Here is a 26,845-nt window from a genome sequence, read left to right on the forward strand (position 1 = left end):
GATGAAAGAAACAAACGAAGATATCGAAGCAAAAAAAGAAGCTCCGGCCCAAAAAGAAGAGGTGGTGATCCATGCCAAAGGCATCAAAAAATCCTTTGGAAAAAAGCAGGTGCTTAAAAATATCAGCTTCGACCTGAAAAAAGGGGAGAACATTGTGGTATTAGGTAAATCCGGGCAGGGGAAATCGGTCACCATACAATGTGTTGTAGGTATGTTAAAGCCTGATGGCGGAACGCTGAAAGTTTTTGGCGAGGATGTTTCTACCATGGAAGATGATGATCTTAAACAGCTTAGAATGAAGATAGGTTTCCTTTTTCAGGGTGGTGCGCTGTATGATTCCATGACGGTAAGGGATAACCTGGAATTTCCGCTTACCAGGGTATTAAAATTAAAAGACCAGCAGGAGATTGATAAAAAGGTTGAAGGGGTACTGGACGCCGTTGGTTTGCTTGATGCGATAGATAAAATGCCGTCCGACTTATCCGGAGGGATGCGGAAAAGGGTAGGGCTTGCCCGTACGCTGATTGTTAACCCCGAAATTATGCTGTACGATGAGCCTACTACCGGGCTTGATCCTATTACATCCCGTGAGATCAGTGAGCTGATCAACCGCCTGCAACGAAAATATAAGATTTCATCCATCATTATTACCCACGATATGGAATGTGCCCGAATTACGGCCGACCGGATCCTGGTAATGGATGAGGGTGAGTATATAGCCGAAGGCTCATACAAAGAGCTCGAAAAATCGGACAATGAAATGGTCAGATCATTTTTTAACGAACCAGCATGAAAACCACGTCATCTCAAAAAATAAAAATAGGCTTGTTTACCTTTTTAGGGTTGGCAGTGCTGTTAGTAGCAATCTTTTTAATAGGTAATCAAAAAAGCCTGTTCAATTCCACTTTTCATGTTTATGGCCGCTTTAAAAATGTGAGCGGGTTGCAGGTGGGCAATAATGTGCGTTTTGCAGGTATTAACGTAGGGGTGGTACAATCCATTAATATAGTAACCGATAGCTCTGTACGGGTTGACCTCACACTGAATAAAAGCGTTAAAAAGTTCATTAAAAAAGATTCCAAGCTGAGCATAGGCAGTGACGGTTTGATGGGCGATAAACTGGTGGTGATAGCACCGGGAGGTATTGTAAGCCACGAAGAGATTGAAGATGGCGGAAAGTTAGGTTCGATAAACCCGGTTGATGTAGATAGGATCATCAATAAACTTACCCGTGTGGCCGACAACGCCGAATCATTAACCGAAAATTTGACAGGCATAGTAGCCAAGATCAACAACGGGCAGGGGAGTATAGGCCGGTTGCTTAACAGCGATAAAATGGCCCGAGACCTGGAAGGCACCGTTAAGCAGGCCCAAACTACAATGAAAACCGTTCATACCACAACCAATACCCTTAATGAGGACCTTACCGCGGCCCAGCATAATTTTTTGTTGAGAGGTTTTTTCAACAAGAAAAAGAAACGTGAACAACAAAGGCAAGATAGTATCCGTAAAGCCCAGGAACAAATTCAGAAGGATAAGGATAAAGCTGCCAAAGAAGCAGAAAAACAAAAGGAGAAAGCCGCCAAGGAAGCTGCGGATAAACAGAAGGGGGATAATTGATTAAAAACCTTTGTCATTTCGACGAACAAGAGTGGGCATTGTGGGATAGCCGTAAGGAGAAATCTTGTACGCCATGTAATGAATTATGCATGAGCTAAAGTATGGCGTACAAGATTTCTCTTTCGCCCCGGACTCAAAACCTTTCCCTGCTCCATTGAAATGATTTTTTTGTTTTATATTATTGATTATCAGATAATTATAATAATGTGCCACGTGGAACAATTATAAATTCAAAGCTATCCCTGCAAATACTCTAAATCCATCCCTGAACGCCCCATTCATCTGCGTTTTGTCAACTTCGCCACCTTTAAGATAAAGTTCGTCGGTACCATTACCTGTTTGCCAATGCAGATAGCCCGCCCCGGCCTGTATGCCTATATGATTAGTAATGGCGTAAACCAATGCGCCATTCATATTTAAGCCATACCCGTTAGCGTGGTGCCGATAGCTAACCGGGTGCTGAAAGGTACTGATCAAATTCCAGTTGCCCTGGGCATTATAGCTTACCTGGTTGTAGGTGATATTTGTGCTAAACATCAGATTTTCAATGAGTTTTAAAGATGCTATAGCTTTAATAAACGCGCCTTTCCATTGAATTTGGTAGCTGCTGTTTAAACCCGGAAAGCGGTTGTCGCTATCGTATAAATACAAGTATTGCCTGCTATCACTATATCCCGCATAAGGAGTGAGGCTTAGCCAATTGTTTTTTACAAGCTGGTAGCCTGCGCCCAAAGCCCAGCCTTGCGTACGGCCTTTGCCCGCATCAAAAGTTTCATTATAAGTATTGCCACTGCGGTTATCACCGCTGTAATCCGAATCATTTACCGAGCCCGATGTGACGAATTGTCGGGTATAATCCGCATAAACGCTAAGTCTTTTATATACAGTGTATTGAATGGAAGCTGCGATGCTTTGGCCGCCAAGCTTTGTCCATTTCAGTTCCGAAAAAACATTGGGATTTTGACCGTTGCTGTTGCCGGCTATCGACCAGTGAAAATTTTCGCGCTGATAGCCATCGGTAATATCAAACTGCAGTTTGTTTCCGCCAGACTGGGCATATAACGCGCGCGCGCTTATCATCAGCCATAAAAGACAAAAGCCGGTAATTTTTTTCATTAGTAGGTTTATAAAAAAGAAGCCCGCCCTTAGTTAAAAGGGCAGGCTAAATATATCATTTTAAATTATTGGTTTACTCCAAAAGCTTCCCAGCCCGATGCTGTTGCACGGGTACAGGTCATTGGTTGTGTACCGTTTTCACTTGAGATGAATTTGCCGTTATTGCCTCTGAAAGTTACTTTACCATCAGTGGTTGGCACCCAGTCAAATTTTTCCCAGTCGCCTACAGTAGTGCGGTTACAGGTAATGGCTTGTGTACCGTTTTCACTCGATACATATTTGCCCATAGCCTGCAGCGCTACTTTGCCGGCCCCGGCGTCAACTACAGTAAACTGCTCCCAGGCCGATGCTGTCGGGCGGTTGCAATTCATTGCTTGCGTGCCGTTTTCGCTGCTAACATACTGGTTATTAAAGCCTTTTAGCGTAATGGTTTGACCAATAGGCGGCGTAGTGCTACTGCCCGACAGGTCATACACCCTTACATAATCAACCACCATATTGCATGGTAATGCGCCGTCGTTAATGGTATTACCAGGCAAATCGCCGCCGATGGCGAGGTTAAGGATTATAAAGAACGGATTGTGGAACGCGCCGGTGTTGTTGATGTTACCAGCGATGTTACCGGTTACATACAGCGTATTATCCACATACCAGCGAATGGAGTTGGCATCCCATTCAACCGCGTAGGTATGGAAGCCTGTAGGTGTTGTGGTAGTGCTGCCTCCGTATTGTACGTGGCCTCCGTTATTGTACCAGTGCATGGTACCCAAAATGGTATTGGAGGTATTTACCTGCTCCATGATATCAATTTCGCCGCATTGTGGCCAACCCACCGTACCGATGTTTGCACCCAGCATCCAGAAGGCCGGCCAGGTGCCCTGTACCCCCGGAAGTTTGATACTTGCCTCAATACGACCGGAGGTTGGCTGATATTTACCCGCGGTAGTTAATTTAGCAGAGGTATAAGGCTGACCACCAACGGTTTGCTTGCGTGCTGTAATGGTAAGGAAACCACCTGATACTGTGGCGTTTGCCGATTGGTAGTACTCCTTTTCGTTATTAACGCCGGGGTTGCCGTTGTCAATATTCCAGTTGTTGGTGTTAACGCTGGTACCGTTAAACTCATCGCTCCAGAGCAGCGTGCCCGCTCTTGGGGTGGTGGTTGATCCGCCTGTTGTTTCATCGGCTGTTTTAATAGCGGGTGATGGTTTGTTCAGGTCCTTGCTGCAGGATGAAATTAAAAGCATTAATGCCGATGCAGTAGCAGCACTTTTCGCAAAATTTAAAAGTTGTTTCATAATGATGGTATTAGTGAATAATTAATTGGTTTTGTAGGTAATTATTGGTTTACACCAAACGCTTCCCAGCCCGATGCGGTAGCCCGGGTACAGGTCATGGCTTGTGTACCATTCTCGCTCGAGATAAATTTGCCGTTATTTCCCCTGATGGTAACTTTGCCGTCGGTTGTAGGGATCCAGTCAAATTTTTCCCAGTCGCCAAAGGTTGTGCGGTTACAGGTAATGGCCTGTGTGCCGTTTTCTGACGATACATATTTGCCCATAGATTGCAGGGCTATTTTGCCGGCACCAGCGTCAACAACAAGAAACTGCTCCCAGGCTGATGGCGTAGGGCGATTACAATTCATGGCCTGTGTGCCATTTTCACTGCTTACATATTGGTTATTAAAGCCTTTAAGGGTGATGGTTGAACCGATAGGTGCACCGGTAGAAGTACCGTTTGATTGTGTGCCAGTCCATTTAAAGGTTGCTACAGCACCCGCGGCTAAAGTATAGGTAAATGATTCAGCGCCCCATTTTACTTTAAAGCTCACGCTTGACGAACCATTATTAAGGGCGATAAGCACTTTGCTGCCATCAGTGTTTTTGAAGGCCACATTTTGGATACTGCCCGATAGGTTTGATGCAATGCGAACAGCACCCGGCCTTACAAATTTCGAAGCGTGGCCGATAATGTAATAGCCCACATTGCGGGTGATAGATGTACCGCTAACAGTGATACCACCTAAACAGGTGCTGCAGCCGCCAGGTGTATGCGGGTTATTATTTGGATCGGAAGCGAGGTTCCATTCTAATACGTTACGGCTCCAGTTGCGTGTAGCACCAATAATGAGTGTGTTTACATGCCATGACAGATCGCCGCCAAAATTGCTTGGGGCGCCAACCCATTGCTCGGTAAAGTAAACGTTTTTGCTGGGATAGGCGTTATGAACATCTGTTAAAGCAGCTATGCCGCCTGCATACAGGTGAAAGGCAGAGCCATCAACATAAGGATTAGCGCCGCCATCGGCCAGTACGGTTTCGGGGTAATCAATCCTGTCGGTATTGTGATCGTAAGCGATGATCTTGGTTTGAAAACCTGCCGCCCTGATCTGCGGGCCGAGATTATTTTTGATAAAGTTGGCCTGCTCATTGGGCTGCATCACCATACTCGGATTATTGTATGGGTTAAGTGGCTCGTTTTGAGGAGTAATAGCATCAATGGTAATGCCCTGTGCCTGCATAGCCTGAAGATATTTTACAAAATAGCGGGCATATGCATCATAATAACCTGCCGCGGTATTCAGGCTGCCGCCTGTGTAACCATTATTGCCGGTGGTATTTACCTTCATCCAGGTAGGGGCTGTCCACGGGGTGGCTATAATTTTGATGGATGGATTTATGGCGATGATTTTTTTAAGAATTGGCAGCATGTCCTGGTTTTCGGCACTGATGCTGAAGTTGTTCATGTTAAAGTCACCGGCAGTTTGGTTGTAGGTAAAGTCGCTGGAGCTAAGATCAGAAGCACCGATGCTGATACGGATATAACTGATACCAATTTGTCCGTTGGCGGTGCCAAAAAGCTCGTTGAGTACGTTGGTTTGATTGCTGCCAAGGCCGTTAAGCAACCCGGCGCTACCTCCGGTTAGGGTAAAACCGAAGCCATCGATACCCTGGTAGGTTTGATTTTCATCTACAGTAACGGTTGTGGCATTGGTTCCGGCATCCGCGGCAAAATTAAAGCTGGTTTGTGCCTGCAAAAGTTTTGATTGATCGGCAGTGGTAACCCAGGCGTTTACTACCTCGTTGGCGGCGCGGGCTACCGTGCTGCTTGTTTTTTGATCCGGTGCTTCGGGGGTGTTTACATTCTTTTTACAGGAGTAAAAAACAGCGGCAGAAAGCAGGGTGAGGACTGCAAACCGCTTTAATTTGTAATTGATTTTCATTTAGTTATTATTTAGTTGATTGATTTGATATTCAAAAAAACATCACATAAGCCGCTATACAACATTCAATATGTAAAACAATATTTAACTGTTGTTTAAGAATATCAAAGCATTGCACAGGTCAAATACACCAGGACAATACTGTTTTCCATGAAGCAGGGTTATGTATAGCTTAAAACTGGTTATCACAAATCTACAGTAATTTAAACGGATCAATCAAGTAAAATGTTCGTAAATAATTGATTTATAGTATATTATATGTAATTTAATACGCTTGCATCACAGTGTTTTAAATAACAAAAACTACTTTAAATGCCCTGTGCAACGTTTTTGTTGCAATAAATTTTTTTTTCTGATACGCTTACTTCGCAATTAATTTAAAAGCAAATAATAGAATGATATAGCTATGAGCTATAAGTGTATGGAAATATGGGGAGGTATCTTAAAAAAAGGGTCATGCTTGTCGAAGCATAGTGGGTAGGGTCTCTCTGCGTGTTATTCGACAGGCTCATGATGACTCTTCTCTGGCGCAAGTGTTGTGCGGTTGACAGTGGGTATGCTCACTTGTGCCTGTCCGGATTAAAGTCACAAGTCATCAGCCCTCATGGCAACCGCACAAGACTTGCGTCATTGGGGCCTGTCCGGAATGAAGTCACAAGTCATCTGTCCTCATGGCAACTGCACAAGACTTGCGCTATTGGGGTATGCTCACTTGTGCCTGTCCAGGAAACTTGCCTGTCCGGATTAAAGTCACAAGTCACCCGCCCTCCTGGCAATCGCTCAAGACTTGCACCATAGGAGGCTAATTCGTGAAACCCGCTTAAATAACTTAGTGGTTAAGCATTTGTACTATTATCAATCACCAATTTACTCCATCCTTTATCCCCGGCATTTTTGATCTCTTTTTTACGCAGCTCCATTACTTTTTTAATGCGTGAGCTATAAGCCCAGCAGGTGCTTTGACGGATGGAAAGGATTTCGGATAGTTTATGTGAAGAGATCTTGCCTTTGGTTGAGTACATCAGGAAGATCATGTAGAACGCTTTGTTGATAGGAATGCGGGTGTTTTGCAGTATAGTATAAGCGATCACCGATTCTTCATAGCCACATTTTGAACACCGGCGGCTGTAGGGGAGGTGCCCGCTGCCGTAATGGGTATTGGCACATTTGCGGCAGGCATAACCATGTTCCCATTTCAGATCGGACAGGAATTTGAAGCAGGTTTCCCTATCTGGATAAATACGGCTGAACTCTTCAAAATCAACCTCGGTAAGCATCACCCTGTCGTGGGTTACTTTTTCGATATCATTATGGAGGATGATGTTGTCTTTTTCGAGCAACACATTCATACGCGAGATCTCTTCGGCCTGTTGCTGCAGCAATTCGTTAACCGATTTAAGCTCTTCGTTTTGCTCGGCTATCATGGATGATTTTTCTACCAGTTCGCGCGTGCGTTCCTGCACCTGGGCTTCGAGGCTTCTGTTCAGCGTGTCCTTCAGTTCCTCGTTTTGCTTCATTTGTGCAATGATGCTTTGCTGGGCATCGTCCTTTTCCTTTTTCAGGATGCGTACCTTATCTCCTATGGCAAAAGAAATGAATAGCATTTCCATAATAAAACAAACGCTGAGACTATAGTAATCAAATTCGGTAACGGGCAGCCACCAGATATTCAGCGCGATACAGGTTTTAATAACAAAGCCTGTAAGCAGAAAGGTATAACCAATAACAAAGAACCGCGCAGGTTTATAGCCTTTGATCAATACATAGCAACCGGCATAAAAAGAGATGCTTAGCGGCAAAAATTCAATGATCTTGTAATTGAACCAGGCCATATTAAATGTAATGCAGGCCAGGAAATAAATACACCTGAAAACGATAACGCCCTTGATCACCTTGTTTAAACGAGGAGCATTGACTTTTAAATTGAGCAGGCTTTGAGCAAAAAGGATGGCAAAAATACTGGCCGAAAACAGGGCTATGCCATAGGCGTAAGTATTCCAGCCGGGGTAGTTTGGCCAAATGTACTGATAGGCTATGCCATCGGCACACATTTCGTAAAGACCGATGCTTAGGTTATAGATAATGTAGTACAGGTATTGCACCTGGCGCATAGCTATAAACATCATGAAATTGTACAGGCCAAAAACCAGGATCATGCCGTAAAATACACCGAAGAAAAAATATTCATCGAGCGCGTAGCCAATAAACCGGCTTACGGTACGCAATACCATGATCACATTAACCGAATGGCCCGAGCGGATGCGGATGTAATAAATATCATCGGGCCCGTGGTTGCTGTTTATGTTAACACTAAAGTTTTTGTGTTTGTAAAAGCGCGCGGCAAAAGGGTGGCGGCTACCAAGCGACGTAGCCCGGTAAGTATCTTTAACGGGCGAATAAACGGTAATACTATCAATGGTTTGATCAAAAAACTCCAGGATCCAGTTGTTGTTGGTGGCATTGGCCTTGCCAATTTTTATGCGGTACCAATAGACTGAGTTATTGTGATGGGTAACAGGAGTAGGCTGCTGGTTAAATGCGAACTTGCCGGCTAAGTAAGCAGCATGAATACCGTCGAGGCCAAGCTTGCCGGTTGTATCTTCAAAAGAAATTATCTGCTTATATTCAAAAATGTGCTGGTTTACATTATCGTTTATTTGTACGATAGTTTGAGCCCTTATGCCTGTTGAAAAGCATAGGCAAAACATAATAATACCGATAAAAAACCTCAGTAATAGTTTAAACATAGGCTCGGCAGATGGATGTATTTCGCACCTGTAATGGTGGTTTCACTACAGGCGCGAAAGAAATGGTTGTTTGGTTAGCGTCAGGCCGGATACAATTATAATATTTTTATTTTTCTATTCCTATTAAAAGTGCGTTATACAGTTATTTAAAATGTTAATTTTTAGCTATTTGTTGTTAATATACGGTTTTTACCATACATAAGTAGCCACAGAGCCATTGGCTAAAGTGCTTGAAGCGGTTTTTCCATCTACCTTAATATTAAAGCTTTGCTGACTACCGCTTGAGTTTAATACGATCAGTACCGTGGTTCCGTCGGTATTTTTAAAGGCCACGTTTGGCAATCCGGCTACATTGTCAGAAGAGATCCTGACAGCACCCGGCCTTACAAATTTTGAAGCATGGGCAATAATATAATACGATACATTTTTTGTTACCGCCGAAGATGAAGTAACAGTTAACGCACCGCGGCAGGTACTGCAACCGCCATCGGTATGCGGCCCGTAGTCGGTATCAGTGGCGAGGTTCCACTCCAGCACATTACGGCACCAGTTACGGGTTGCGCCAATAATGAGGTTGCTTACATGCCATGACAAATCACCGCCAAAGCCGCCGTTTGATGGGGTATATTGCTCCGTGAAATAAAGGTTTTTGTTCGGGAAAGCATCATGCAGCGGCCCGAGCGCATTAATATCGCCATTATATAAATGGAAAGCCGAACCGTCGACATAAGGGTTAGCTGCGGCATCACTAAAAATATCTACAGGGTAAGTGGTATTGTCGGCGTTATGATCATAAACAATGATTTTGGTGGCAATGCCTGCGGTTTTAAATTGCGGGCCAAGGTTGTTCTTGATAAAGTTAGCCTGTTCGTTCGACGGCATATACATTGCCGGGTTATTGTATGCGTTTAGCGGCTCATTTTGTGGGGTTACGGCATCAATGGTAATTCCCTCCGCTTTCATAGCCTGGATGTATTTTACAAAATAACGGGCATATGCATCATAGTAAGCGGTATTTAAACTGCCGCCTTTAAAACCTCCGTTGCCAAGGGTATTAATTTTCATCCAGGTAGGAGCTGTCCAGGGGCTGCCTAATATTTTGATGTTCGGGTTAATGGCAAGGATTTTTTTCAAAACAGGAATGAGATCGGCCTTTTCAGCATCGATAGAAAAGTTTTTCAGATCGACATCTGTACCAGACGTAACTTCGTCATAAGTATAATCGGTAGCGCTCATATCAGAGGCGCCAATGCTGATGCGGAGATAGCTTACACCGATGTGGGTATCATCGGTTGCAAAAAGATCTTTCAGCACTTCATCTTGCTTTTGGGCAGTCAGCTTATTGAGCACCATGGCGCTGCCACCTGTAAGGCAATAACCAAAGCCATCAATAGTTTGGTAAGAGGTGGCAGCATTAATACCAATGGTTGAGCCGCTGCCGGCAGTTGTACTAAAATTGATAACTGCATTTTGTTTGGCAAAGACGGTTGCCTGATCGGCAGTGGTGAGCCACATGGCAACATCGCTTTTGGTGGGTGTTACTACCGGCGGGGTAACAGGCGGAGCAGGAGGAGGGGTTACGGTTGATTTTTTACCGCAGGCCTCCCCGCTAAAAACACCGATGGTAATAAATGAGGCTAACAGAACGTTTGTAAAATTATTTTTCATCAGGGGTAATTTTAAAGCCGGTATACACGATGTTTACAGCTTTATTTTTGTTAAAAATGGGTTTATTTAATGGCTGAACATTACTAATATATGAACGGGGAATGGTTATAACAAGCGTATATTTGTGGTGTTAAGGTATCAAAAGGCTGTTTTTATTAAATTATGATACGCTTCGATACCAAACGAAACTATTGCCTGCAAGGCAAAAAACTATAAAACCGATGCAAAGCGAACGATACAATACCAAGCCAATAAAATTTATATTTTTTTTATTAGCGATGCTATTTACGGTGAGTTTAACCGCAAATGCACAAAATATCCGGGTTGCGGCAGCTGCTAACCTGCAGCCGGTAATGGAGGTATTGCAAAAAGATTTTAAGCAGAAAACGGGGATTACTATCGATGCTGTTATTGGTTCATCGGGCAAGCTGGTAGCACAGATCAGCAATGGTGCTCCGTTTGATGTGTTTTTATCGGCAGATATGAGCTTTCCGGAAACATTATTTAAAAATGGTTTCGCTAAAGAAAAACCGGTAGTATACGCTTCCGGCAGCCTGATCATTTGCAGCATACAAAACATTGGTTTTGAAAACTGGGAACGCCTGCTGCTCACGGCAAGGGTAAAAAAAATAGCTATAGCTAATCCGGCCATCGCCCCTTACGGCAAAGCCGCCGAACAATCGCTGCTGGATAAAGGAATTTTGGATGATGCCAAGCCCAAAATAGTTTATGGCGAAAGCATCTCGCAGGTAAATACTTACATTACCACAGGTGTGGCCGATATTGGTTTTACTACACAATCGCTGGTAAAAGAACTGGGGGATAAAACGCCCTTGTATTATAAGGTTATCGACCCTAAAGCATATGATCCGATACTGCAAGGCATCGTGATCCTGAAGCACGGTGCGGATAATCCTGCTGCTGAAAAGTTTTACCACTATATTTTAAGCCCGGCTGCAAAAAGTATTTTTAAAGCCTATGGTTACCGGGTGCAATAATTTGTATTTTTAATCAATGGACCTATCGCCCATATGGCTCACGTTAAAGTTGGCGGGTATCACTACCTTGTTGCTGCTGCTTATTGGGCTGCCATTTGCGTGGTGGCTTTCAAGGGGGCGGTCGTTTATCAAAATCATTTTTGAGGCAATTATTACCATGCCTTTGGTGCTGCCGCCATCGGTGCTGGGCTTTTATTTGCTGCTGGCATTCAGTCCGCAGCATGGTTTAGGGAAATGGCTGCATAATACATTTGATGTACAATTGGTTTTTTCTTTCCCGGGATTGATCCTGGCTTCGGTAATTTACAGCATACCATTTATGGTTGGACCTGTAAAATCGGCCTTGCAGCAGTTACCGGGTTCACTGGCTGAAGCATCATATACTATGGGTAAAACCGAATGGCAAACTTTCCGGTATGTATTACTGCCCAATATCAAGCCGTCATTATTAACCGCAGCTGTTTTAACCTTTGCCCATACATTGGGCGAGTTTGGTGTAGTGTTAATGATAGGAGGGAACATCCCCGGAGTTACAAGGGTAGCTTCTATTGCGGTTTACGATTCGGTAGAGAAAATGGATTATGCATCGGCCAATAATTATTCGCTGATTTTATTTTCTATTACGTTTGTTTTGGTAATAGCCGTTTTTGTGTTTAATAAATACCAGGCGAAAGGTCCGCTGGCATGATCAGCATCGATATTGAAATAAAGCTGAAAGCTTATCACGGCCGGCAATTGCTCAGGATAAAGAGGCAGTTTAGTACAGGCAGTATTACCAAAATTTTAGGCCCATCTGGTTCAGGCAAAACTACGCTGCTCAAAATCATAGCCGGTTTATCTGCGCCCGAAAAGGGGAAGATCATAGCTAATGGTGTTACCTGGTTTGATGATCAGCAAAAGATCAACTTATCGCCCCAAAAAAGGAATACCGGGTTCGTGTTTCAGAATTATGCTTTGTTCCCAAACATGACGGTACAACAGCACTTAGAATATGCCACAAATGATGGTGCCTGGATAAAGCAACTGCTGCAACTGGGCCGGCTGGATGGTTTTACTGATCATAAACCCGACTATCTTTCAGGCGGGCAGCAGCAACGCCTGGCAATTTTAAGGGCGCTGGCTATCAAACCAAAGCTGCTTTTGATAGATGAACCATTTTCTGCACTGGACAGTAAAATGAAGACTTTGTTGATGGATGAACTTAAACCCTTAATTAAGCAATTGGGTGCTACAACAATTATTGTAAGTCATAATTTGCAGGAACTGGAAGCGTTTGAGGGTGAGATTATGGATTTTGAGGCGTTGTTTTAAGAACGCGGCACTGCGCAATTTCACCGTTTGTCAATATATGCACCGTGCTTCTGCCCGAAGGCAATAACAATTTTTAATACTTTAATCTCATGCAAAACACTGCTAAATTCCAGCTTCAGGATTGGTTTAATATAACCGGTCGCGGGTTAGTGATTGCGGGGCAAATTATTGAAGGCGGGATTACAGCAGGTGATTACGTTTGCATAAACGATAAAACCATCAAAATAAAAAGTGTGGAAATTGGCGACAAAAGACCCAATGAGTTTTTTATCGGTCTGATCCTGGAAATAAAAGATCAAATCGACATATCACCAGCCCTCAAAAAATTGAAAGGAAAAACCTTACTGGTGTTAGCAGCGACAACAGTTAATTAATCCGCTTTTACATCCTAAACCGCAAAGCAACCGACCGTCCTAAAGCTTGTGCAAGTTCAGGGTCAATTCCCGGGCCTTCTCCTTTTTGGATCCATACACGACGGTCGTCTTTTTGAAGGATTATCTTCTCGCCATTTAACAGGATTTCAAGTTCGCTGGTGGTTGGGGTAATTGGCGAGGTATTAATTTGATACACGTGATCGGTATCGTTGAAAGTTATTCTTAGTGGCAATCCCATCTTTATCTTCTCTCCGGTAAACATACGCATCCCTTGTTACAAAAGCAACAACAGGTTGAAAGCAATACCAATTAGAGGCTTAACAACCTAATTTACAGCACATTATTTTAATTATCAATTAGGCCGCCAGCTGTAGCTGAACCTTGCGGATCAGGCTGTTCATACCAAATGGTTTCTGTAAAACGTCGTCGGGCGCCCCTTTTTGTGATTCTGGCGCTTCGTTTTCTTCATTTTCGGAACAAACAATTACCCGCAGATTTTTAGTTGCCCGGTTTAATTTAATGAGCCGGCACAGCTCACGGCCATCCATACCGGCACTATCAATATCCAGGATCACCAGGTCGGGGTGGCATGCTTTAATGATCCTGAAAATTTGCTGAACATGGGTCGATGCGGCTACTTGATAACCGTTGCCGAGCAAAATGTAGGTCATTACCTCTATCATCAGCTCGTTATCATCAACTATTAAAATTCGTTTTGCCATAAACCATGCCCCGCTTTTGGTATTAATGATAATGCAAAGCACATGCCATTGATTAACTTACAGTTAAGCCCTATGCATTAAGCCTGAGCCGTGTCCTGGTATGACTAATTTTTGTAATGATATTTTAACATTTATACGCTTAATGATTAAACACAATTGATCTGTTTTATTACATTTGGCTCATAGTAAATAGATTTAGCGAGCAAAAAATGGATAATATCAATATCAAAAAACTGGCAAAGGAGCTCAACATATCCACATCAACCATTTCGAGGGCCTTTAACGGAAACACTGATATTAATAAAGATACTAAAGAACGTATTTTGGCCTACGCTAAACAGCATAACTTTTTGCCCAACCATTATGCCAGCAGCCTTCGTGATAAAAAAACCAAGACCCTGGCCGTTATCGTTCCCGAAATAGCTAACGATTTTTTTTCGCAGGCGATAAACGGCATTGAAGAGGTTGCCCGTAAAAAGGGTTTCTACATTTTACTATACCGTACCGATGATGTTTTTGAAAAGGAAGTATCATTTGTAAACTATCTTAACAACGGCAAGGCCGATGGTATTATCATGTCGGTATCGGGTGAGGCTAATGACCACAATTATCTGCGTCAATTAGAAAAAAAACATGTGCCGGTTGTGTTTTTCGACCGCGTTTATGAAGATATTGAAGCGGCCAAGGTAACTACCAACGATTATGACAGCAGCTTTGCCGCAACTGAGCATCTTATTAAAACCGGCTGCAAAAAAGTAGCTTACCTGGTAGTTAATAAAAGTATTTCGATAGGTAAAGTGCGGATGCAGGGCTATCTGGATGCCCTGGCCAAACATAAGGTTGCTTTTGATGATAACCTGATCATTGATTGCAGCAATGACGAAAAGGTAAACTACAAGATCCTCAAAAAGGCTTTGTTGGAAATTAAACCCGACGGTATTTTCAGCTCGGTTGAGCGTTTGGCTTTTGCCACCTATTATGTTTGTAATGATATTGGTATCTCTATACCAAATGATCTGAAAGTGATCAGCTTTTCAAGCCTCAGGGTAGCTCCTTTACTATCGCCCCCCCTTTCAACTATAACGCAGCCCGCTTACGAAATGGGCGTAAAAGCGGCAACATTGCTATTTGAAGCGCTTGAAAACAATAGCTCCGCTCCTAAAAAGGAACATGTGTTAAAATCAAAGCTGTTTATCAGGAAATCTTCGATTGGTGAGTAGTGAATGGTTGATTGAGTGAATGGTTTAAATTCAATTCTTAAAACCACTTAACCTAATCAACCACTCACCCAATCAACCTAAACTTACGCTTCAATAAAAAGTTCGCTTTGCGGCCTGCGTACTTTTATCATTTTGCTGTAAGCATCGTCTTCGGCACGGAAACCTACCGCGGCTATTACTGTGGTAGTTAACCCTTTTTCTTTCAGGCCAAGGATTTCGTCAAATTTTGCAGCATCAAAGCCTTCCATCGGACCGGCATCAACACCAAGCTCGGCAGCTTCAGCCAATAAAACGCCTAAAGCAATATAAGCCTGTTTGTGTGACCATTCAACCTTTTGCTCATCTGTACGGCTGGCCAGGGTGCCTAATACCATTTGCTCGTAACCGGCAAGGCTTTCACGAGCAATGCTGCGGGTTGAAGCAACAAGGTCGATGAATTTTTTACCGAAATCTTCATCAAGGTTAGTTAATGAAGCAAATACAAACAAAGCCGATGAATCGGTAATCTGTGCCTGGTCATACGCAACAGCACGTAGTTTTTGTTTGGTTTCTGCATCCTGTACAACAATCACTTTATATGATTGCAGGCCTAATGATGATGGTGCTAATTGAATGGCTGTTTTTAAGGCCTCTAATTGTTCTGCACTTATTTTTTTGCTGGGATCGAATTTCTTAACGGCCGATCTCCATTGTAATTTTTCTACTAATGACATGATTATCTCAATTGTTGAAACAAATATATATGTTTAAACATATATGTTTAGCCATGCAATTGTAAAGAGATGATTTTAGCTTTATTTTGTGATTAGATATAAATACAAAATGGACATTCTGCCAAGCAGAATGTCCATTTTTAAACTCCCGTCATTGCGAGGTACGAAGCAATCCCCTATTAGCAGAGCAGCTTTACAAGTCTCCCTGTATAGTTGGGGATTGCTTCGTACCTTATAATGACGTAATTGTAAGTTATTGATTATTAAGTATATTTTTCGATCGATTTATAAATATGGGCGTTGCCTGCGGCCCGTGCTATCCGCTCATACTGCACAGGCATTAGCCACAAGGCCGGTATCCGCTACTATCACTAACGCGGCCCCCGCGCACCATCGCTAAAACATATTCTATACGTCATCACGGTTTTTTTCAGGATTTCCCTGATGGTTACTCGCAATGACGGGTGGAGATGTTGTTATCGCCTTTACGGCATCTTATCCTTCAATTCCTTTTCCTTTTCATTCTCTTCGTCCCGTAACCGTCGTTTTTCCTGCCGTACTTCTTTCCGCGTCCGTCCACCAGTGGTATCAACGGCATCTATCCTGGTTTTGTATTCGGCTTTGAGGGCTTCTATTTGCGCTTTGATCTGCTCTTTAATTGTCTGTTCCTTTTGCTTCAGCTTTTCTTCGGCCTTTTGTTCGGTGGTATCTTTTTTACCGAAGAGGCGCTGGAAAAAGTTTGGCCTCTTTACCGGCTCTTCAACAACGGGTAAAATTCCGTCGTCATCAGCACCGCCTTGTTTCATGAGGCTATCGGCGGTGGCAGTATCAACAGGGGCAATCTGGCGGCGCAGGCTTTCCCTTAAGCGTACCTCGTAAAATCCGTAGGCATTGGTATCACGGGCGGTATATCCTTTCATGGCCATCAGCTTACCTATCAGGTTAAAATAGCCGTGCAGCCCCGGGCGTAAGGTGCCATCCGGCTGAAAAGCGTACAGGCCGCCTTTAGGATAAGGTACTATGCTGGCCAGGTAAATACTTTCACCCAAACTAAGTTCAGATGGGGCTTTGCCAAAGTAGTAATGCGAGGCCTCGCCTATGCCATAAATATTGCGGCCCCACTCAATAATGTTAAAGTAAACCTCAAGCATCCTGTCTTTAGTCATGATGCGGTTATTTTCAATAAGCCACACAATCAGGATCTCCTCTATTTTGCGGGCCATGGTTTTTTCCCGGCTCAGGAATGCATTTTTAACCAGCTGCTGAGAGATGCCGCTGCCGCCGCGTTTGTATTTTTTTGTTTTAAAGTCGGTAGCTATTGATTTACGGATGGCCTCCATCACAAAACCATGATTGGTGTAAAACGAAGGGTCTTCGGCTGTCATTACCGCATTCCTCAAATTAGGCGAGATCTGCTGCAATGGCGTAAACTCTGAATTATCAGGGCCAATCAGGTGCGGCGCCATTGGTTTGCCCTTTTCATATGGCGTGTATATAAACGGACTGTTAAGCTTGGTTAAATCGGTACGGCCAAATTTCAGGATTTTGAAATTATCCTTATCCATGCCCGAATCAAATATCAGGTCATCCGGTTTCGAAGCATCCATATAAAAATTCATGTGATAGTTCAGCTTACCGGCAACCTGGATGCCATCAAGCGCATCAAACATCCCGGTAGGGAACGAATCAAACATATCAGCAGCATTAAGCCAGCCGGTATTGAGTTTCAGTTCATAAATTTTTACCGGGTTAAGTGTGTACTTAACGTATGGGTGTGCGGTTAATTTTTTTACATGGATTGTCGAAGTACTATCGATAGATACATAGTTGGTGCCCACTTTAACATCAGCATCAATAGCAGCCGCAGGAAATACAATATCGGCAGATGAAATCCCCGGGTGATGAATCAGGAGGTTTTTAACCGACCATGAACCCGAGATGATGGTTTCGCCACTGCTGTGATCCTCCCTGGAGAGTTTGGTTTGCAGCGTATCGAAATTAAGCTTCAGGTTAAATTTCTTTTCGATGATAGGCAGCTCCACTTTTTGGTGGTTGTCGGCATACAACATCACATCGATGTCTTTATCCGATGGATGCATTTTGCCGGCAAAATGCCAGATAGCTTCGCCATCATTAACCTTTATGGTGGAACTTAGCTGCCCATTTCTGATCAGCGCAGTTTGGGCCAAAAGCTTAAGCTGGTCGCTGTCACTCTTAAAGCTGATCATAAAATTATTGAGCGATAAATTGTCAGGGATCTTATAAAGCACCTCGTTGATCAGGTTATGGGCGATATTGCTCAAATCGGCCTTGGTATCGGTAGCTGTCGAGTCCTTTTTCTTTTTAAACAGGAAATCGAAATTCTTAACCCCGCCTTTATTGATCAGGTGGATGAACCCATCCTGTAATACAACATCTGAAAGTTTTACCTCACCGAGCAGTAACGGCATAACCCGTACACTTACCGAAAAGTTTTTGATACTCAGCAAACTATCGCGGCCGTCAGGTACAATGCTGATATCAGTGAAGGAAACCGTACTGAAACCGGTAAATTTTGCCGATCCTATTTTTACATCTAAATTATAATCCCTCTTTGCTTTTAATTTAGCTTTGTCGATGGCTTTTTCGAGCAGGGCTCCGCGTTTTGAGTAGGCAATATATCCGCCGATAAGCAGAATAAGAATTAAGGGAACGAGAATGTATGCGGCTATGCGTATATATTTAGGATTAAGGCGCTTCATTTGTTAATTTTATCCAAAACTAAACTAAATCTTATCCCCTGCAAACGGTTGTTTTTGCAAATTGTTTCCTGATAAACTCAATCAACGGCCTGTTTTCATAAATTTGCCTCATATTATGACAATTACTAAAGAACAAGTTTTACAAGCACTGGGCAATGTTGAAGAGCCGGATTTGAAAAAAGACCTGGTTACGCTCAACATGATCCAGGATATTCATATTGATGGCAACAACGTTAGCTTCTCGGTGATCCTGACTACACCGGCATGTCCGCTGAAGGCCATGATAGAGAATGCCTGCCGCAACGCCGTCCTGCATTTTGTGAGTAAAGAGGCTGTTATCAATATCAACATGACCTCGCGCGTTACCTCGCAAAAAAACACCGGGGTACCGGGCGTAAAAAATATCATCGCGGTAGCATCAGGTAAAGGCGGCGTTGGTAAATCAACCGTGGCGGCAAACCTTGCTTTGGGTTTGGCAAAATCGGGCGCTAAAGTAGGGATGATCGATGCTGATATTTACGGTCCGTCGGTGCCAATTATGTTTGGTTTGGAGGGCGCACGCCCAATGGCCAGCCAGATTGATGGCAAAACACGCATTGAGCCTATCGAAAAATATGGCATTAAGCTACTTTCAATAGGTTTCTTTACTGATCCTAACCAGCCTGTACCATGGCGAGGGCCAATGGTATCAACAGCTGTAAAACAATTGTTTAATGATGCCGACTGGGGCGAACTGGATTATTTGGTGATCGACCTGCCGCCGGGCACGGGTGATATCCACATTACCGTAACGCAAAGCTTCCCGGTAACGGGCGCTGTAATTGTTACTACGCCGCAAAACGTGGCCCTTGCCGATGCCAAAAAAGGGATTGGCATGTTCATGATGCCGGCCATCAATGTACCGATATTGGGCGTGGTTGAAAACATGTCGTACTTTACACCTGCCGAACTGCCGGATAACAAATATTATATATTTGGTAAAGGCGGAGGTCAAAAACTGGCAGCACAGCTTAATGTTCCGTTTTTGGGTGAGATCCCGCTGATCAAAAGTATCAGTGATTCGGGTGATGCTGGCAGGCCAACTGTACTTGAAGAAGACGGCCCGATGACTGCGGCTTTTGTGAAAATGGCCGAGCGTGTTGCCCAGCAGGTGGCCATATCAAACGCCAAAGCAATGAGTGCAGAAAATATTGTAAATAATTAATAACTTTACATAACGTTATAAATTGATAAAAATGAGTTTATTAAATCAGGTTGAAGCAGCTTTAGATACTATCCGTCCGTATTTGGAGGCTGATGGGGGGAATGTTTCTGTTGAGGAGATAACTCCTGAAGGTGTAGTTAAATTAAAACTATTGGGTTCATGCGGATCATGCCCAATGAGCATCATGACCCTTAAAGCAGGTATTGAGCAGGCTATTAAAAAAGCTGTGCCCGAAGTTACTGCTATTGAGGCCATAAACCTTACGGACATTGATGACCCCAACGCCGTGCTTCCCGAAAATTTAAGGTAGTTGTTAAGTAATGTTAAATCTCCGGTTCAATTAGGGGATATGACTTACTTTTGATAAAGTTTGAAAACTATTTTGGCCGAAGCAGCGTAATATATGTTGAGCTAAGTAGTTAATGTTTTATGAAATATTTATTTGGTTTACTGCTATTATTTGTTTCGATGGGCGCTTTTGCACAAAGCAAAGACCGCCCCGTTGTGCAGTTTACAGGTATCGTACATAATGCCGATAGCTCAAAGATCACTATCCCTTATGTAACCATTACCAATACTACAGCTCATAATATCGTTAATGTATCCAACTATAAAGGCTATTTTTCATTTGTAGTACACGAGCGCGATACGCTTCGTTTTACCTGCGTTGGGTATGGCCCGGTTACGGTGGTTATACCTTCAGGCCTGCCAAACGAAAGCTATACTACCCAGGTATCTATGAAAGCGCAGATCATCAACCTGCCTACTTTCCACGTTTTCCCTTGGGCAACTACTGATGAGTTTAAAAAAGACTTCCTGGCTATAAAGCTTGCTGATGATGACCTGGAAATAGCCCGTAAAAATATCAGCAAAGCTACGCTATCGGCCCTGTACAATACCTTACCCCGCGATGCCCAGGAAATACAATCGGCCAGTGCACAAAGTATGCATACCACTATCCTGAACTCACATTCGCTTACCCCCAACCCTCTGCTAAACCCGCTTGCATGGGGCAGCCTCATCAAGTCAATATCTGATGGGGATAAGAGTAACAGTCACAACTAAGATCTGCCGTTCATTTGAAGCGATTGTGTAAGCTCGTTTTTCGGAACTTATTGATTCATAAAACCAAATGTCGATGAACAATGGAGGGCGACTAAGCCCTCGCCCTGGCCGCTGTTCTATCGTATGATATTTTCTTTTTAGGCCTTTACATTATCCCCAGCATCACAACCCCCATCAAAATCATCAGCCCATCCTCAATAATGGTAACTGTGCTCATTGGCAGATTAAACACAGCACCAAGACATGCACAGCGGATCTTCCTTTTGTTGAAAACGCTTTGCAGCACACCGATAAGGCTTATTGTCATTACCGCAACCATAATGGCGTTAACTGTTACCGGGGCAATATTAAGTGCAAAGGCAAGCCCTAAACCTAATTCAACAAAAACATAAGCATAACCCCATCTGCGCCAACGTTTGGCCACTACATCATACATGGCATAGCTATCGGCAAAACCGGCAATATCCAGGAGCTTAAAAAAGGAGAACACGAGGAAAAAGCCGCTCATGAAAATACGCATGGCTGTAATGGTGTTAAATCCACCGGCGTAGCTCCCGGCAATTATTGATGCGACTAAAATATAACCGAAAATGAGCAGGATCGGTTTGTAGGTTTGCAGCCAGCTGCGGTTTTCAGTATCATCGGCCATGCTCATGGTGTGGTGATGTGCTTCCGCTTCGCTAAGCTGATATTTGGGATAAGCGGCAAGGGCCTGCTGAAGATCGGCGGTTACTACATGCTTTTTCATGGTGATATCGGCAGTTCCTTCAGCCAGGGAAATATCAACTTTTTCTACATTATTTACTTGTGATAAGATCTCCTGAACTTTGGCCAGGCAGCCGGTGCAGGTCATGCCGGTAATGTTATATGTATGTGTCATGATAATTTGTATTTGTTAGTACAAAATTACCATGGGCAGGCAGGGGGGCTGTTATACTATTATGGGTATGATTTATAAGATTTACAGGTGAAGGGGCCTCTGTGCGCGTCCTTCAACAGGCTCAGGATGACAGGCCTCTACATTCGGGTCTTCGACAGGCTCAGACTGATGAAAGCTCCTGCTTTTTCATATATCTTCTATATTCCTGCGCTTGCTTCCCTGCAAGGCCTTAAAAGCAGATGGTGTCATCCCGGTTACCTGTTTAAACTGGCTCGACAGGTAGGCTACGCTGCTGTAAGTTAATTGAAAAGCAATTTCCGAAAGACTAAGTTCGTCGTAAATCAGCAGCTCCTTCACTTTTTCAATCCGCTGGGCTATGTAGTATTTTTCGATGGTTGAACCCTCAACAGCCGAAAACAGATTGCTCAGGTAACCGTAGTCATAATTAAGTTTTGAACTAAGGAGGGCCGAAAGTTTTAGCGGCGATTGCCCCTTTGTATGATGCACCTGCTCAATGATCAGCGTTTTGATCTGTTCAATAACACGGCTCTTTTGATCATCGATGAGCTCAAAGCCAAGTTCATTTAATGCGCCTTCCAATTGTTTAAGCTGTGCCGGAGCAGGGGTTTCTTTAACCTCCACTTCGCCAAGATCAACCGAAACAGGCTGCATCCCGGCTTTTTCCAGCTCGGTTTTTACCATCATTTTGCAGCGGCTGCAAACCATGTTTTTTATGTACAGCTTCATGGTTGCAAAACTACTACTTTACGGCCTCATCTACCAGTTGTTTCAGCTCGTGGTAGCGTTGTTGCCTGCCATCGCTTTTGATGTAAAATGTCATCATAAAAGCAGCGTATTTTTTATCCTTATCTATCCAGGGAAAACTCCCGAACAATCCCGGGCTGCTTACCGTATGCTCATCAAACATCCACTCACCGTAGCCATAACCTAAACCACCCGCTTCGGCAGGGGAGTAGGCTATCTTAACATCCGATGTGATCCTGTTTACCTGCATCTGGGCTATACTGTTTTCGCTCAGGATACGCTTTCCGTTAAAAACACCGTGGTTCATGATCATGGTTAAAAAAGTCAGGTAATCTTCGGGCGTACTGTAAGCACCTCCGGCCGGTAAGGCTACTTTGGCGTTGCCAAAATCGGTATGCAGGAGGTTAAGCGGCTGGGCAATGCGTTCGGCAAAAAGGGTTTCAAAGTTTTTGCCGCTAATCTTTTCGATGATTGCCCCGGCAATTTGCAGGCCGGCATTGCTGTAATGAAAAACTTTTCCGGGTGTGCCCTCCATTGGCAACGCGGCAATATCAGCCATGGCCTCATCCATGGAGTTTTCCTGGCGCATTTCCTGCAGGCTTTCCTTTAATGGTGGAGTTTTGATCCCGGCTTGGTGCGACAGGCACTGCCCGATGGTGATACCACCCTTGCCATTTTGAGATAGTACCCTTAGATATTTACCAACGGTATCCGTTAATTTCAATTTTCCTTCATCAACAAAAGTCATCACCAAAGCAGCACTGAGCCATTTACTGCAGCTTGCAATCGCCGCTCGCGAGGTAGAAGTATAATCATCCAGATCGGCCTTTTTGCCTTGTTTGCGGGCAATCATGCGGCCAACAAACTTTTGCCTCATGTTCATATCATTAACGGCATGGTTGTAAACAACCTTACCATCTTTATAAACAACAAGCACCACCCGGCCTCCCATTTCTGAGGCATGATCATTTAGCCAGCTATCAACTTTGCTGAAGTTGTACTGTGCACTGGCTTTGATAGCGGAAAGTATGATGATTGTTAGGAGAAGGATTGATCTTGTTTTCATTTTTGAATGACTTGTTGGATAGTTGGCCGGTAAAGCTAATTTAATATTTATTCGGTTATCAAAATAGCAGGGTGGGGCTGAAAAATCAGGGGCAGGTGCAAGAAATGGATATGATTTGTAAGCTCAACTTCCTTTTTTGCCTGTTAAACGATTGTTTTTACCGACTCAACTAATTGTAATATTCATTACCGGGGATTGTACTTTTCTTTGTATTGCAAAACCGAAAGGCTATGAAAACCAACAGAAAACCCGTGTATCAACGAAAAACATTTATCATTATCCTGATCTTATTGGCGGGCTTTGTGAGCATCCAGTTTGTACATCCGGATGTGCCTAACCCACCGGTAACAGGCGATATTGAGGCCCCGGCGGATGTTAAGGCCATTATTCAGCGTGCTTGTTATGATTGCCATTCCAATAACACCAATTTGCGTTGGTTCGATAAAATAGCACCGGTTTATTGGGGGGTAGCATCGCACATTAAGGAAGGGAGGGCAGACCTTAATTTTTCGGAATGGAATAAGCTTGCCCCGGCCGATCAGAAAGGAAAACTTTGGGAATCGATAAACCAAATAATAGCAGGTGCAATGCCCTTGCCAAGCTATACAGCTGTACACACCGAGGCGAAAGTGTCACCTGCCGATCTGGAAGTATTAAAAAACTACCTTGCCGGGATGGTGCATAGTAAGCCAGCTGACACGACTGCCATTAATGCTGCTGATAAACAGTATCAGCACTGGCAAAAAAATGAAACGGCGATCAGTAAATTGCCAACAGCCGCTAACGGCATCTCTTATATTCCCGATTATAAAAATTGGCAGCCCATAAGTACCACCGAGCGCTTTGATAACAATACATTGCGTGTAATTTTCGGTAACAATATCGCGGTGAAAGCCATTAAAGAAAACAAGATCCACCCATGGCCAAACGGCGCCATATTTGCCAAAGTGGCCTGGGCGCAGCTACAGGATAAAGACGGAACTACCCACACCGGTGAGTTTAAACAGGTGGAATACATGATCAAGGACGATAAAAAATACGCCGCTACTTATGGCTGGGGCTGGGCCCGGTTTAAAACCCCTAAGATGGTCCCTTATGGTGGCGCTAACGTAATGTTTGCAACAGAATGTATGAATTGCCACAAGCCCCTGGCCGCCGAAGATTTTGTATTTACCCAACCAATTAAACACTAAACCCATGAAAACATTATATAGTTTAATGGCAGCCTGTACGTTAATGTTTACGGCCTGCTCCAATAATCAACCGGTTGAGTTGTACAACACTAAAGCCGCGCTGCCAGCATCGCCACAATATAACCTCGACGGCCTTAAAGTGATCACCTCTTTTGTTAATAAGAAGCAGGGGACTGCCTCCACGCTTTACGGTAATGACCTGGCTTTGAAATCTGCTATTGATGGAAACAAAGCACTTGCCGCCAATGAAGAGTTTACCCTGGTTACCTGGAAACAACAGGACGATGACCATTGGTTCGGCGCGAAGATCCCATCGGATGTTGAATCTGTGGAGGTGATCAAAACAGCCGCATCAGGGAATAGCGTTGCCATTAACTATCAGCAGCTTGAAGGGAAAGGGCTTGCGGTAAAATCCGATACATTGGGGCAGGCTGAGAGAATTAAATATATTTTAGGGCAGAAGCCTTCGGTTATGCCGTAGTGAACGAGCTCACAAAAGTGAAAAAGCCGGTGTATCAACTTTCGATACACCGGCTTTTTTATTTTTATAAAACGCCCACAAAATATTTCATTTATGGATAGGGGTATCGTGGCCTGTTGTTGTCTGCTGTTTAATTAACGTTTAAAATAGTAATTTACAGCCCACGTTTGCCTACAGATAATACGCATACCATACCGTATATACTGCATTTAAATGCAGATGAGCAGGAATTTGACAGGGTTTACCTTGAGCATTATCCTGCATTGCATCATTATGCCTATACCATGGTTAATGATACTACCCATGCCGATGAAATAGTACAGGATGTGTTTTTAAAGATCCTGGAGCGGGATGAACCGGTTAATATCCATACTTCGCTTAAGGCGTACCTGTACCGGTCGGTGCATAATGAGTGTATGAATTATTTTAAACACCAAAAGGTTAAACAAAAACATCAGCAGCACATTATGCATGAAGCCGACAACCATTCTGATAGCCCGCTAAGCAAAATGCAATACCGGGAATTTGAGCAGCGCCTGCTCAAGGCTATAAATGATCTGCCCGAACAATGCCGGATCATTTTCCAGATGAGCCGTTTTGATGAACTTAAATATGCGGAGATAGCCAGTCAGCTTGGGCTTTCCATCAAAACAGTGGATAACCAAATGGTGAAGGCGCTTAAACGTTTACGGACACAACTGGCCGATTACTTACCGTTACTGATATGGTTTTTTATTAAATTATTAAAATGAACGAACCTTTACATATAATAACAGACGATCTGCTGATCAGTTATTTGCTTAACGAGGTTTCGGCAGAGCAGATACAGCTGATTGAAGAGTGGCGTACACAGAATGCCGAAAACCAGCGTAGGCTTGAACAGTTCAGATTGATTTGGGATGGCAGTAAGAACTTCAAGGGCGATACTGGTATAGATGCTCATGCTTCGTTGCAAAAAGTAAAGCAAAGGGCCGCCGATGCAAAGGAACAGCGCGCCAAAGTTGTACCAATAAGGAATAAATATACCTGGCTGAAAATAGCGGCGGCCATATTTTTAATTGCAGGCTGTGGCTGGATCTGGTTCGTTAAGTTCGCCAATCCGGAGGTGCGGTTTGAAAGCCAGGCCGGGGTTAAAATAGATACTTTATCCGATGGATCAATAGTAACGCTCAATAAATTTACCCGGCTTGATCATCCCGAAAAATTCAGCGGGAACCAGCGGTTGGTTTCACTGGTTAAAGGGGAGGCATTTTTCAATATAGCACATAACAAGACCAAGCCGTTTATTATTACTACCGGTATTGCCACTATAAAAGTTGTGGGCACTTCGTTCAATGTGAAAAACAAGAATGGTTGGGTTGAAGTAATTGTAGAAACAGGCGTTGTGCAGGTAACAAATGGACTGGATAAAACCAGGGTAATCCTTAAATCCGGCGATGTGGCATCATTAAACCCGGGAACTGGCGGGTTCATCAAATTCCGCAACAAGGATAATTTATACACCTATTATCGCAGTAATGAGCTTTCTTTTAAAAACATTCCCTTACCCCGGCTTGTAGCAGCGTTAAATGAGATCTATGGAACCAACATTATAATAGGGCGAAAGGAATTGAATAACCTGCAAATGACCGGAAACTTAAAAATGATGGATGACCCAGAGACTATCCTGAAAATAATAGAACTTACCCTAAACATAACTGCCGAGAAACAGCAGGGTAAAATCATCCTCAAATAAAGC

General features: G+C 43.6%; 26 protein-coding genes. 14 read left to right on the top strand and 12 right to left on the bottom strand.

Annotated elements, in window-relative coordinates:
- The first annotated feature begins 1 nt into the window (after position 1).
- Positions 2-793, top strand: coding sequence for an ABC transporter ATP-binding protein (locus ACFFGT_RS30235; RefSeq protein ID WP_377026252.1), 792 nt, complete (start codon positions 2-4; stop codon positions 791-793).
- A complete protein-coding gene (locus ACFFGT_RS30240; RefSeq protein ID WP_377026253.1) occupies positions 790-1,620 on the top strand; it encodes an MlaD family protein in 831 nt (276 codons plus the stop codon). The genes ACFFGT_RS30235 and ACFFGT_RS30240 overlap by 4 nt, the downstream gene beginning before the upstream one ends.
- A 222-nt stretch (positions 1,621-1,842) precedes the next feature.
- Here the strand turns inward: ACFFGT_RS30240 and ACFFGT_RS30245 are convergent, their stop codons facing one another.
- The 5 genes from ACFFGT_RS30245 to ACFFGT_RS30265 form a co-directional block, all read right to left on the bottom strand.
- Positions 1,843-2,736, bottom strand: a complete 894-nt coding sequence (locus ACFFGT_RS30245) for a hypothetical protein (protein WP_377026254.1) — start codon at positions 2,734-2,736, stop codon at positions 1,843-1,845.
- A 65-nt stretch (positions 2,737-2,801) separates the two neighbouring features.
- Positions 2,802-4,034 (bottom strand): family 16 glycosylhydrolase, encoded by a 1,233-nt coding sequence (locus ACFFGT_RS30250; RefSeq protein ID WP_377026255.1) that lies wholly within the window; start codon positions 4,032-4,034, stop codon positions 2,802-2,804.
- A 41-nt stretch (positions 4,035-4,075) separates the two neighbouring features.
- The gene (locus ACFFGT_RS30255; RefSeq protein WP_377026256.1) at positions 4,076-5,959 is read right to left on the bottom strand and encodes a glycoside hydrolase family 30 beta sandwich domain-containing protein; all 1,884 of its coding nucleotides are present in this window, start codon (positions 5,957-5,959) and stop codon (positions 4,076-4,078) included.
- 836 nt (positions 5,960-6,795) lie between these two features.
- Positions 6,796-8,706 (bottom strand): 7TM diverse intracellular signaling domain-containing protein, encoded by a 1,911-nt coding sequence (locus ACFFGT_RS30260; RefSeq protein WP_377026257.1) that lies wholly within the window; start codon positions 8,704-8,706, stop codon positions 6,796-6,798.
- Between the two features lie 189 nt (positions 8,707-8,895).
- Positions 8,896-10,374, bottom strand: coding sequence for a glycoside hydrolase family 30 protein (locus ACFFGT_RS30265; RefSeq protein WP_377026258.1), 1,479 nt, complete (start codon positions 10,372-10,374; stop codon positions 8,896-8,898).
- 221 nt (positions 10,375-10,595) lie between these two features.
- On the opposite strand from ACFFGT_RS30265, the gene modA reads away from it, so the two are divergent.
- The 4 genes from modA to ACFFGT_RS30285 all read left to right on the top strand — a co-directional run bounded on the left by modA (position 10,596) and on the right by ACFFGT_RS30285 (position 13,057).
- Complete coding sequence (gene modA / locus ACFFGT_RS30270) at positions 10,596-11,372, top strand: molybdate ABC transporter substrate-binding protein (protein WP_377026259.1); 777 nt, start codon at positions 10,596-10,598, stop codon at positions 11,370-11,372.
- Between the two features lie 16 nt (positions 11,373-11,388).
- Positions 11,389-12,060, top strand: a complete 672-nt coding sequence (gene modB / locus ACFFGT_RS30275; RefSeq protein WP_377026260.1) for a molybdate ABC transporter permease subunit — start codon at positions 11,389-11,391, stop codon at positions 12,058-12,060.
- Positions 12,057-12,683, top strand: coding sequence for a sulfate/molybdate ABC transporter ATP-binding protein (locus ACFFGT_RS30280; RefSeq protein WP_377026261.1), 627 nt, complete (start codon positions 12,057-12,059; stop codon positions 12,681-12,683). The genes modB and ACFFGT_RS30280 overlap by 4 nt, the downstream gene beginning before the upstream one ends.
- Positions 12,684-12,772: 89 nt before the next feature.
- Positions 12,773-13,057, top strand: a complete 285-nt coding sequence (locus ACFFGT_RS30285) for a hypothetical protein (protein WP_377026262.1) — start codon at positions 12,773-12,775, stop codon at positions 13,055-13,057.
- Between the two features lie 7 nt (positions 13,058-13,064).
- On the opposite strand, the gene ACFFGT_RS30290 is transcribed toward ACFFGT_RS30285, so the two are convergent.
- Together ACFFGT_RS30290 and ACFFGT_RS30295 are read right to left on the bottom strand one after the other, a co-directional pair.
- Entirely contained in the window at positions 13,065-13,295 is a 231-nt protein-coding gene (locus tag ACFFGT_RS30290; RefSeq protein ID WP_377026263.1) for a hypothetical protein, read from the bottom strand.
- Positions 13,296-13,413: 118 nt separating this feature from the next.
- A complete protein-coding gene (locus ACFFGT_RS30295) occupies positions 13,414-13,779 on the bottom strand; it encodes a response regulator (protein WP_377026264.1) in 366 nt (121 codons plus the stop codon).
- Positions 13,780-13,988: 209 nt separating this feature from the next.
- On the opposite strand from ACFFGT_RS30295, the gene ACFFGT_RS30300 reads away from it, so the two are divergent.
- Positions 13,989-14,999 (top strand): LacI family DNA-binding transcriptional regulator, encoded by a 1,011-nt coding sequence (locus ACFFGT_RS30300; protein ID WP_377026265.1) that lies wholly within the window; start codon positions 13,989-13,991, stop codon positions 14,997-14,999.
- A gap of 83 nt (positions 15,000-15,082) precedes the next feature.
- Here the strand turns inward: ACFFGT_RS30300 and ACFFGT_RS30305 are convergent, their stop codons facing one another.
- Complete coding sequence (locus ACFFGT_RS30305; RefSeq protein WP_377026266.1) at positions 15,083-15,712, bottom strand: NAD(P)H-dependent oxidoreductase; 630 nt, start codon at positions 15,710-15,712, stop codon at positions 15,083-15,085.
- Between the two features lie 485 nt (positions 15,713-16,197).
- Positions 16,198-18,453, bottom strand: a complete 2,256-nt coding sequence (locus ACFFGT_RS30310) for a transglycosylase domain-containing protein (RefSeq protein ID WP_377026267.1) — start codon at positions 18,451-18,453, stop codon at positions 16,198-16,200.
- 115 nt (positions 18,454-18,568) lie between these two features.
- On the opposite strand from ACFFGT_RS30310, the gene ACFFGT_RS30315 reads away from it, so the two are divergent.
- The 3 genes from ACFFGT_RS30315 (at position 18,569) to ACFFGT_RS30325 (ending at position 20,722) form a co-directional block, all read left to right on the top strand.
- Positions 18,569-19,657: an Mrp/NBP35 family ATP-binding protein gene (locus ACFFGT_RS30315; protein WP_377026268.1), complete on the top strand. Its 1,089-nt coding sequence runs from the start codon at positions 18,569-18,571 to the stop codon at positions 19,655-19,657.
- Between the two features lie 31 nt (positions 19,658-19,688).
- Positions 19,689-19,967 carry a NifU family protein gene (locus ACFFGT_RS30320; protein ID WP_112568188.1) on the top strand — a complete coding sequence of 93 codons (279 nt, stop codon included), beginning with the start codon at positions 19,689-19,691 and terminating at the stop codon, positions 19,965-19,967.
- Between the two features lie 119 nt (positions 19,968-20,086).
- Positions 20,087-20,722, top strand: coding sequence for a hypothetical protein (locus ACFFGT_RS30325; RefSeq protein WP_377026269.1), 636 nt, complete (start codon positions 20,087-20,089; stop codon positions 20,720-20,722).
- Between the two features lie 145 nt (positions 20,723-20,867).
- Here ACFFGT_RS30325 and ACFFGT_RS30330 read toward each other — a convergent pair whose 3' ends face one another.
- The 3 genes from ACFFGT_RS30330 to ACFFGT_RS30340 all read right to left on the bottom strand — a co-directional run bounded on the left by ACFFGT_RS30330 (position 20,868) and on the right by ACFFGT_RS30340 (position 23,433).
- The gene (locus ACFFGT_RS30330) at positions 20,868-21,602 is read right to left on the bottom strand and encodes a heavy-metal-associated domain-containing protein (protein WP_377026270.1); all 735 of its coding nucleotides are present in this window, start codon (positions 21,600-21,602) and stop codon (positions 20,868-20,870) included.
- Positions 21,603-21,788: 186 nt separating this feature from the next.
- Entirely contained in the window at positions 21,789-22,349 is a 561-nt protein-coding gene (locus ACFFGT_RS30335; protein WP_377026271.1) for an AraC family transcriptional regulator, read from the bottom strand.
- 13 nt (positions 22,350-22,362) lie between these two features.
- Positions 22,363-23,433 carry a serine hydrolase domain-containing protein gene (locus ACFFGT_RS30340; RefSeq protein ID WP_377026272.1) on the bottom strand — a complete coding sequence of 357 codons (1,071 nt, stop codon included), beginning with the start codon at positions 23,431-23,433 and terminating at the stop codon, positions 22,363-22,365.
- A gap of 230 nt (positions 23,434-23,663) precedes the next feature.
- On the opposite strand from ACFFGT_RS30340, the gene ACFFGT_RS30345 reads away from it, so the two are divergent.
- The 4 genes from ACFFGT_RS30345 to ACFFGT_RS30360 all read left to right on the top strand — a co-directional run bounded on the left by ACFFGT_RS30345 (position 23,664) and on the right by ACFFGT_RS30360 (position 26,842).
- Positions 23,664-24,626 (top strand): heme-binding domain-containing protein, encoded by a 963-nt coding sequence (locus tag ACFFGT_RS30345; protein WP_377026273.1) that lies wholly within the window; start codon positions 23,664-23,666, stop codon positions 24,624-24,626.
- Between the two features lie 4 nt (positions 24,627-24,630).
- On the top strand, positions 24,631-25,107 hold the full coding sequence (locus ACFFGT_RS30350; protein ID WP_377026274.1) for a hypothetical protein: 477 nt from the start codon (positions 24,631-24,633) through the stop codon (positions 25,105-25,107).
- A gap of 167 nt (positions 25,108-25,274) precedes the next feature.
- Complete coding sequence (locus tag ACFFGT_RS30355) at positions 25,275-25,859, top strand: RNA polymerase sigma-70 factor (RefSeq protein WP_377026275.1); 585 nt, start codon at positions 25,275-25,277, stop codon at positions 25,857-25,859.
- Positions 25,856-26,842 carry a FecR family protein gene (locus ACFFGT_RS30360; RefSeq protein ID WP_377026276.1) on the top strand — a complete coding sequence of 329 codons (987 nt, stop codon included), beginning with the start codon at positions 25,856-25,858 and terminating at the stop codon, positions 26,840-26,842. Before ACFFGT_RS30355 ends, ACFFGT_RS30360 begins: the two co-directional genes overlap by 4 nt.
- Positions 26,843-26,845 lie beyond the last annotated feature (3 nt).

The sequence above is a fragment of the Mucilaginibacter angelicae genome (genome assembly GCF_042434235.1).
GTDB classification, from domain to species: domain Bacteria; phylum Bacteroidota; class Bacteroidia; order Sphingobacteriales; family Sphingobacteriaceae; genus Mucilaginibacter; species Mucilaginibacter angelicae.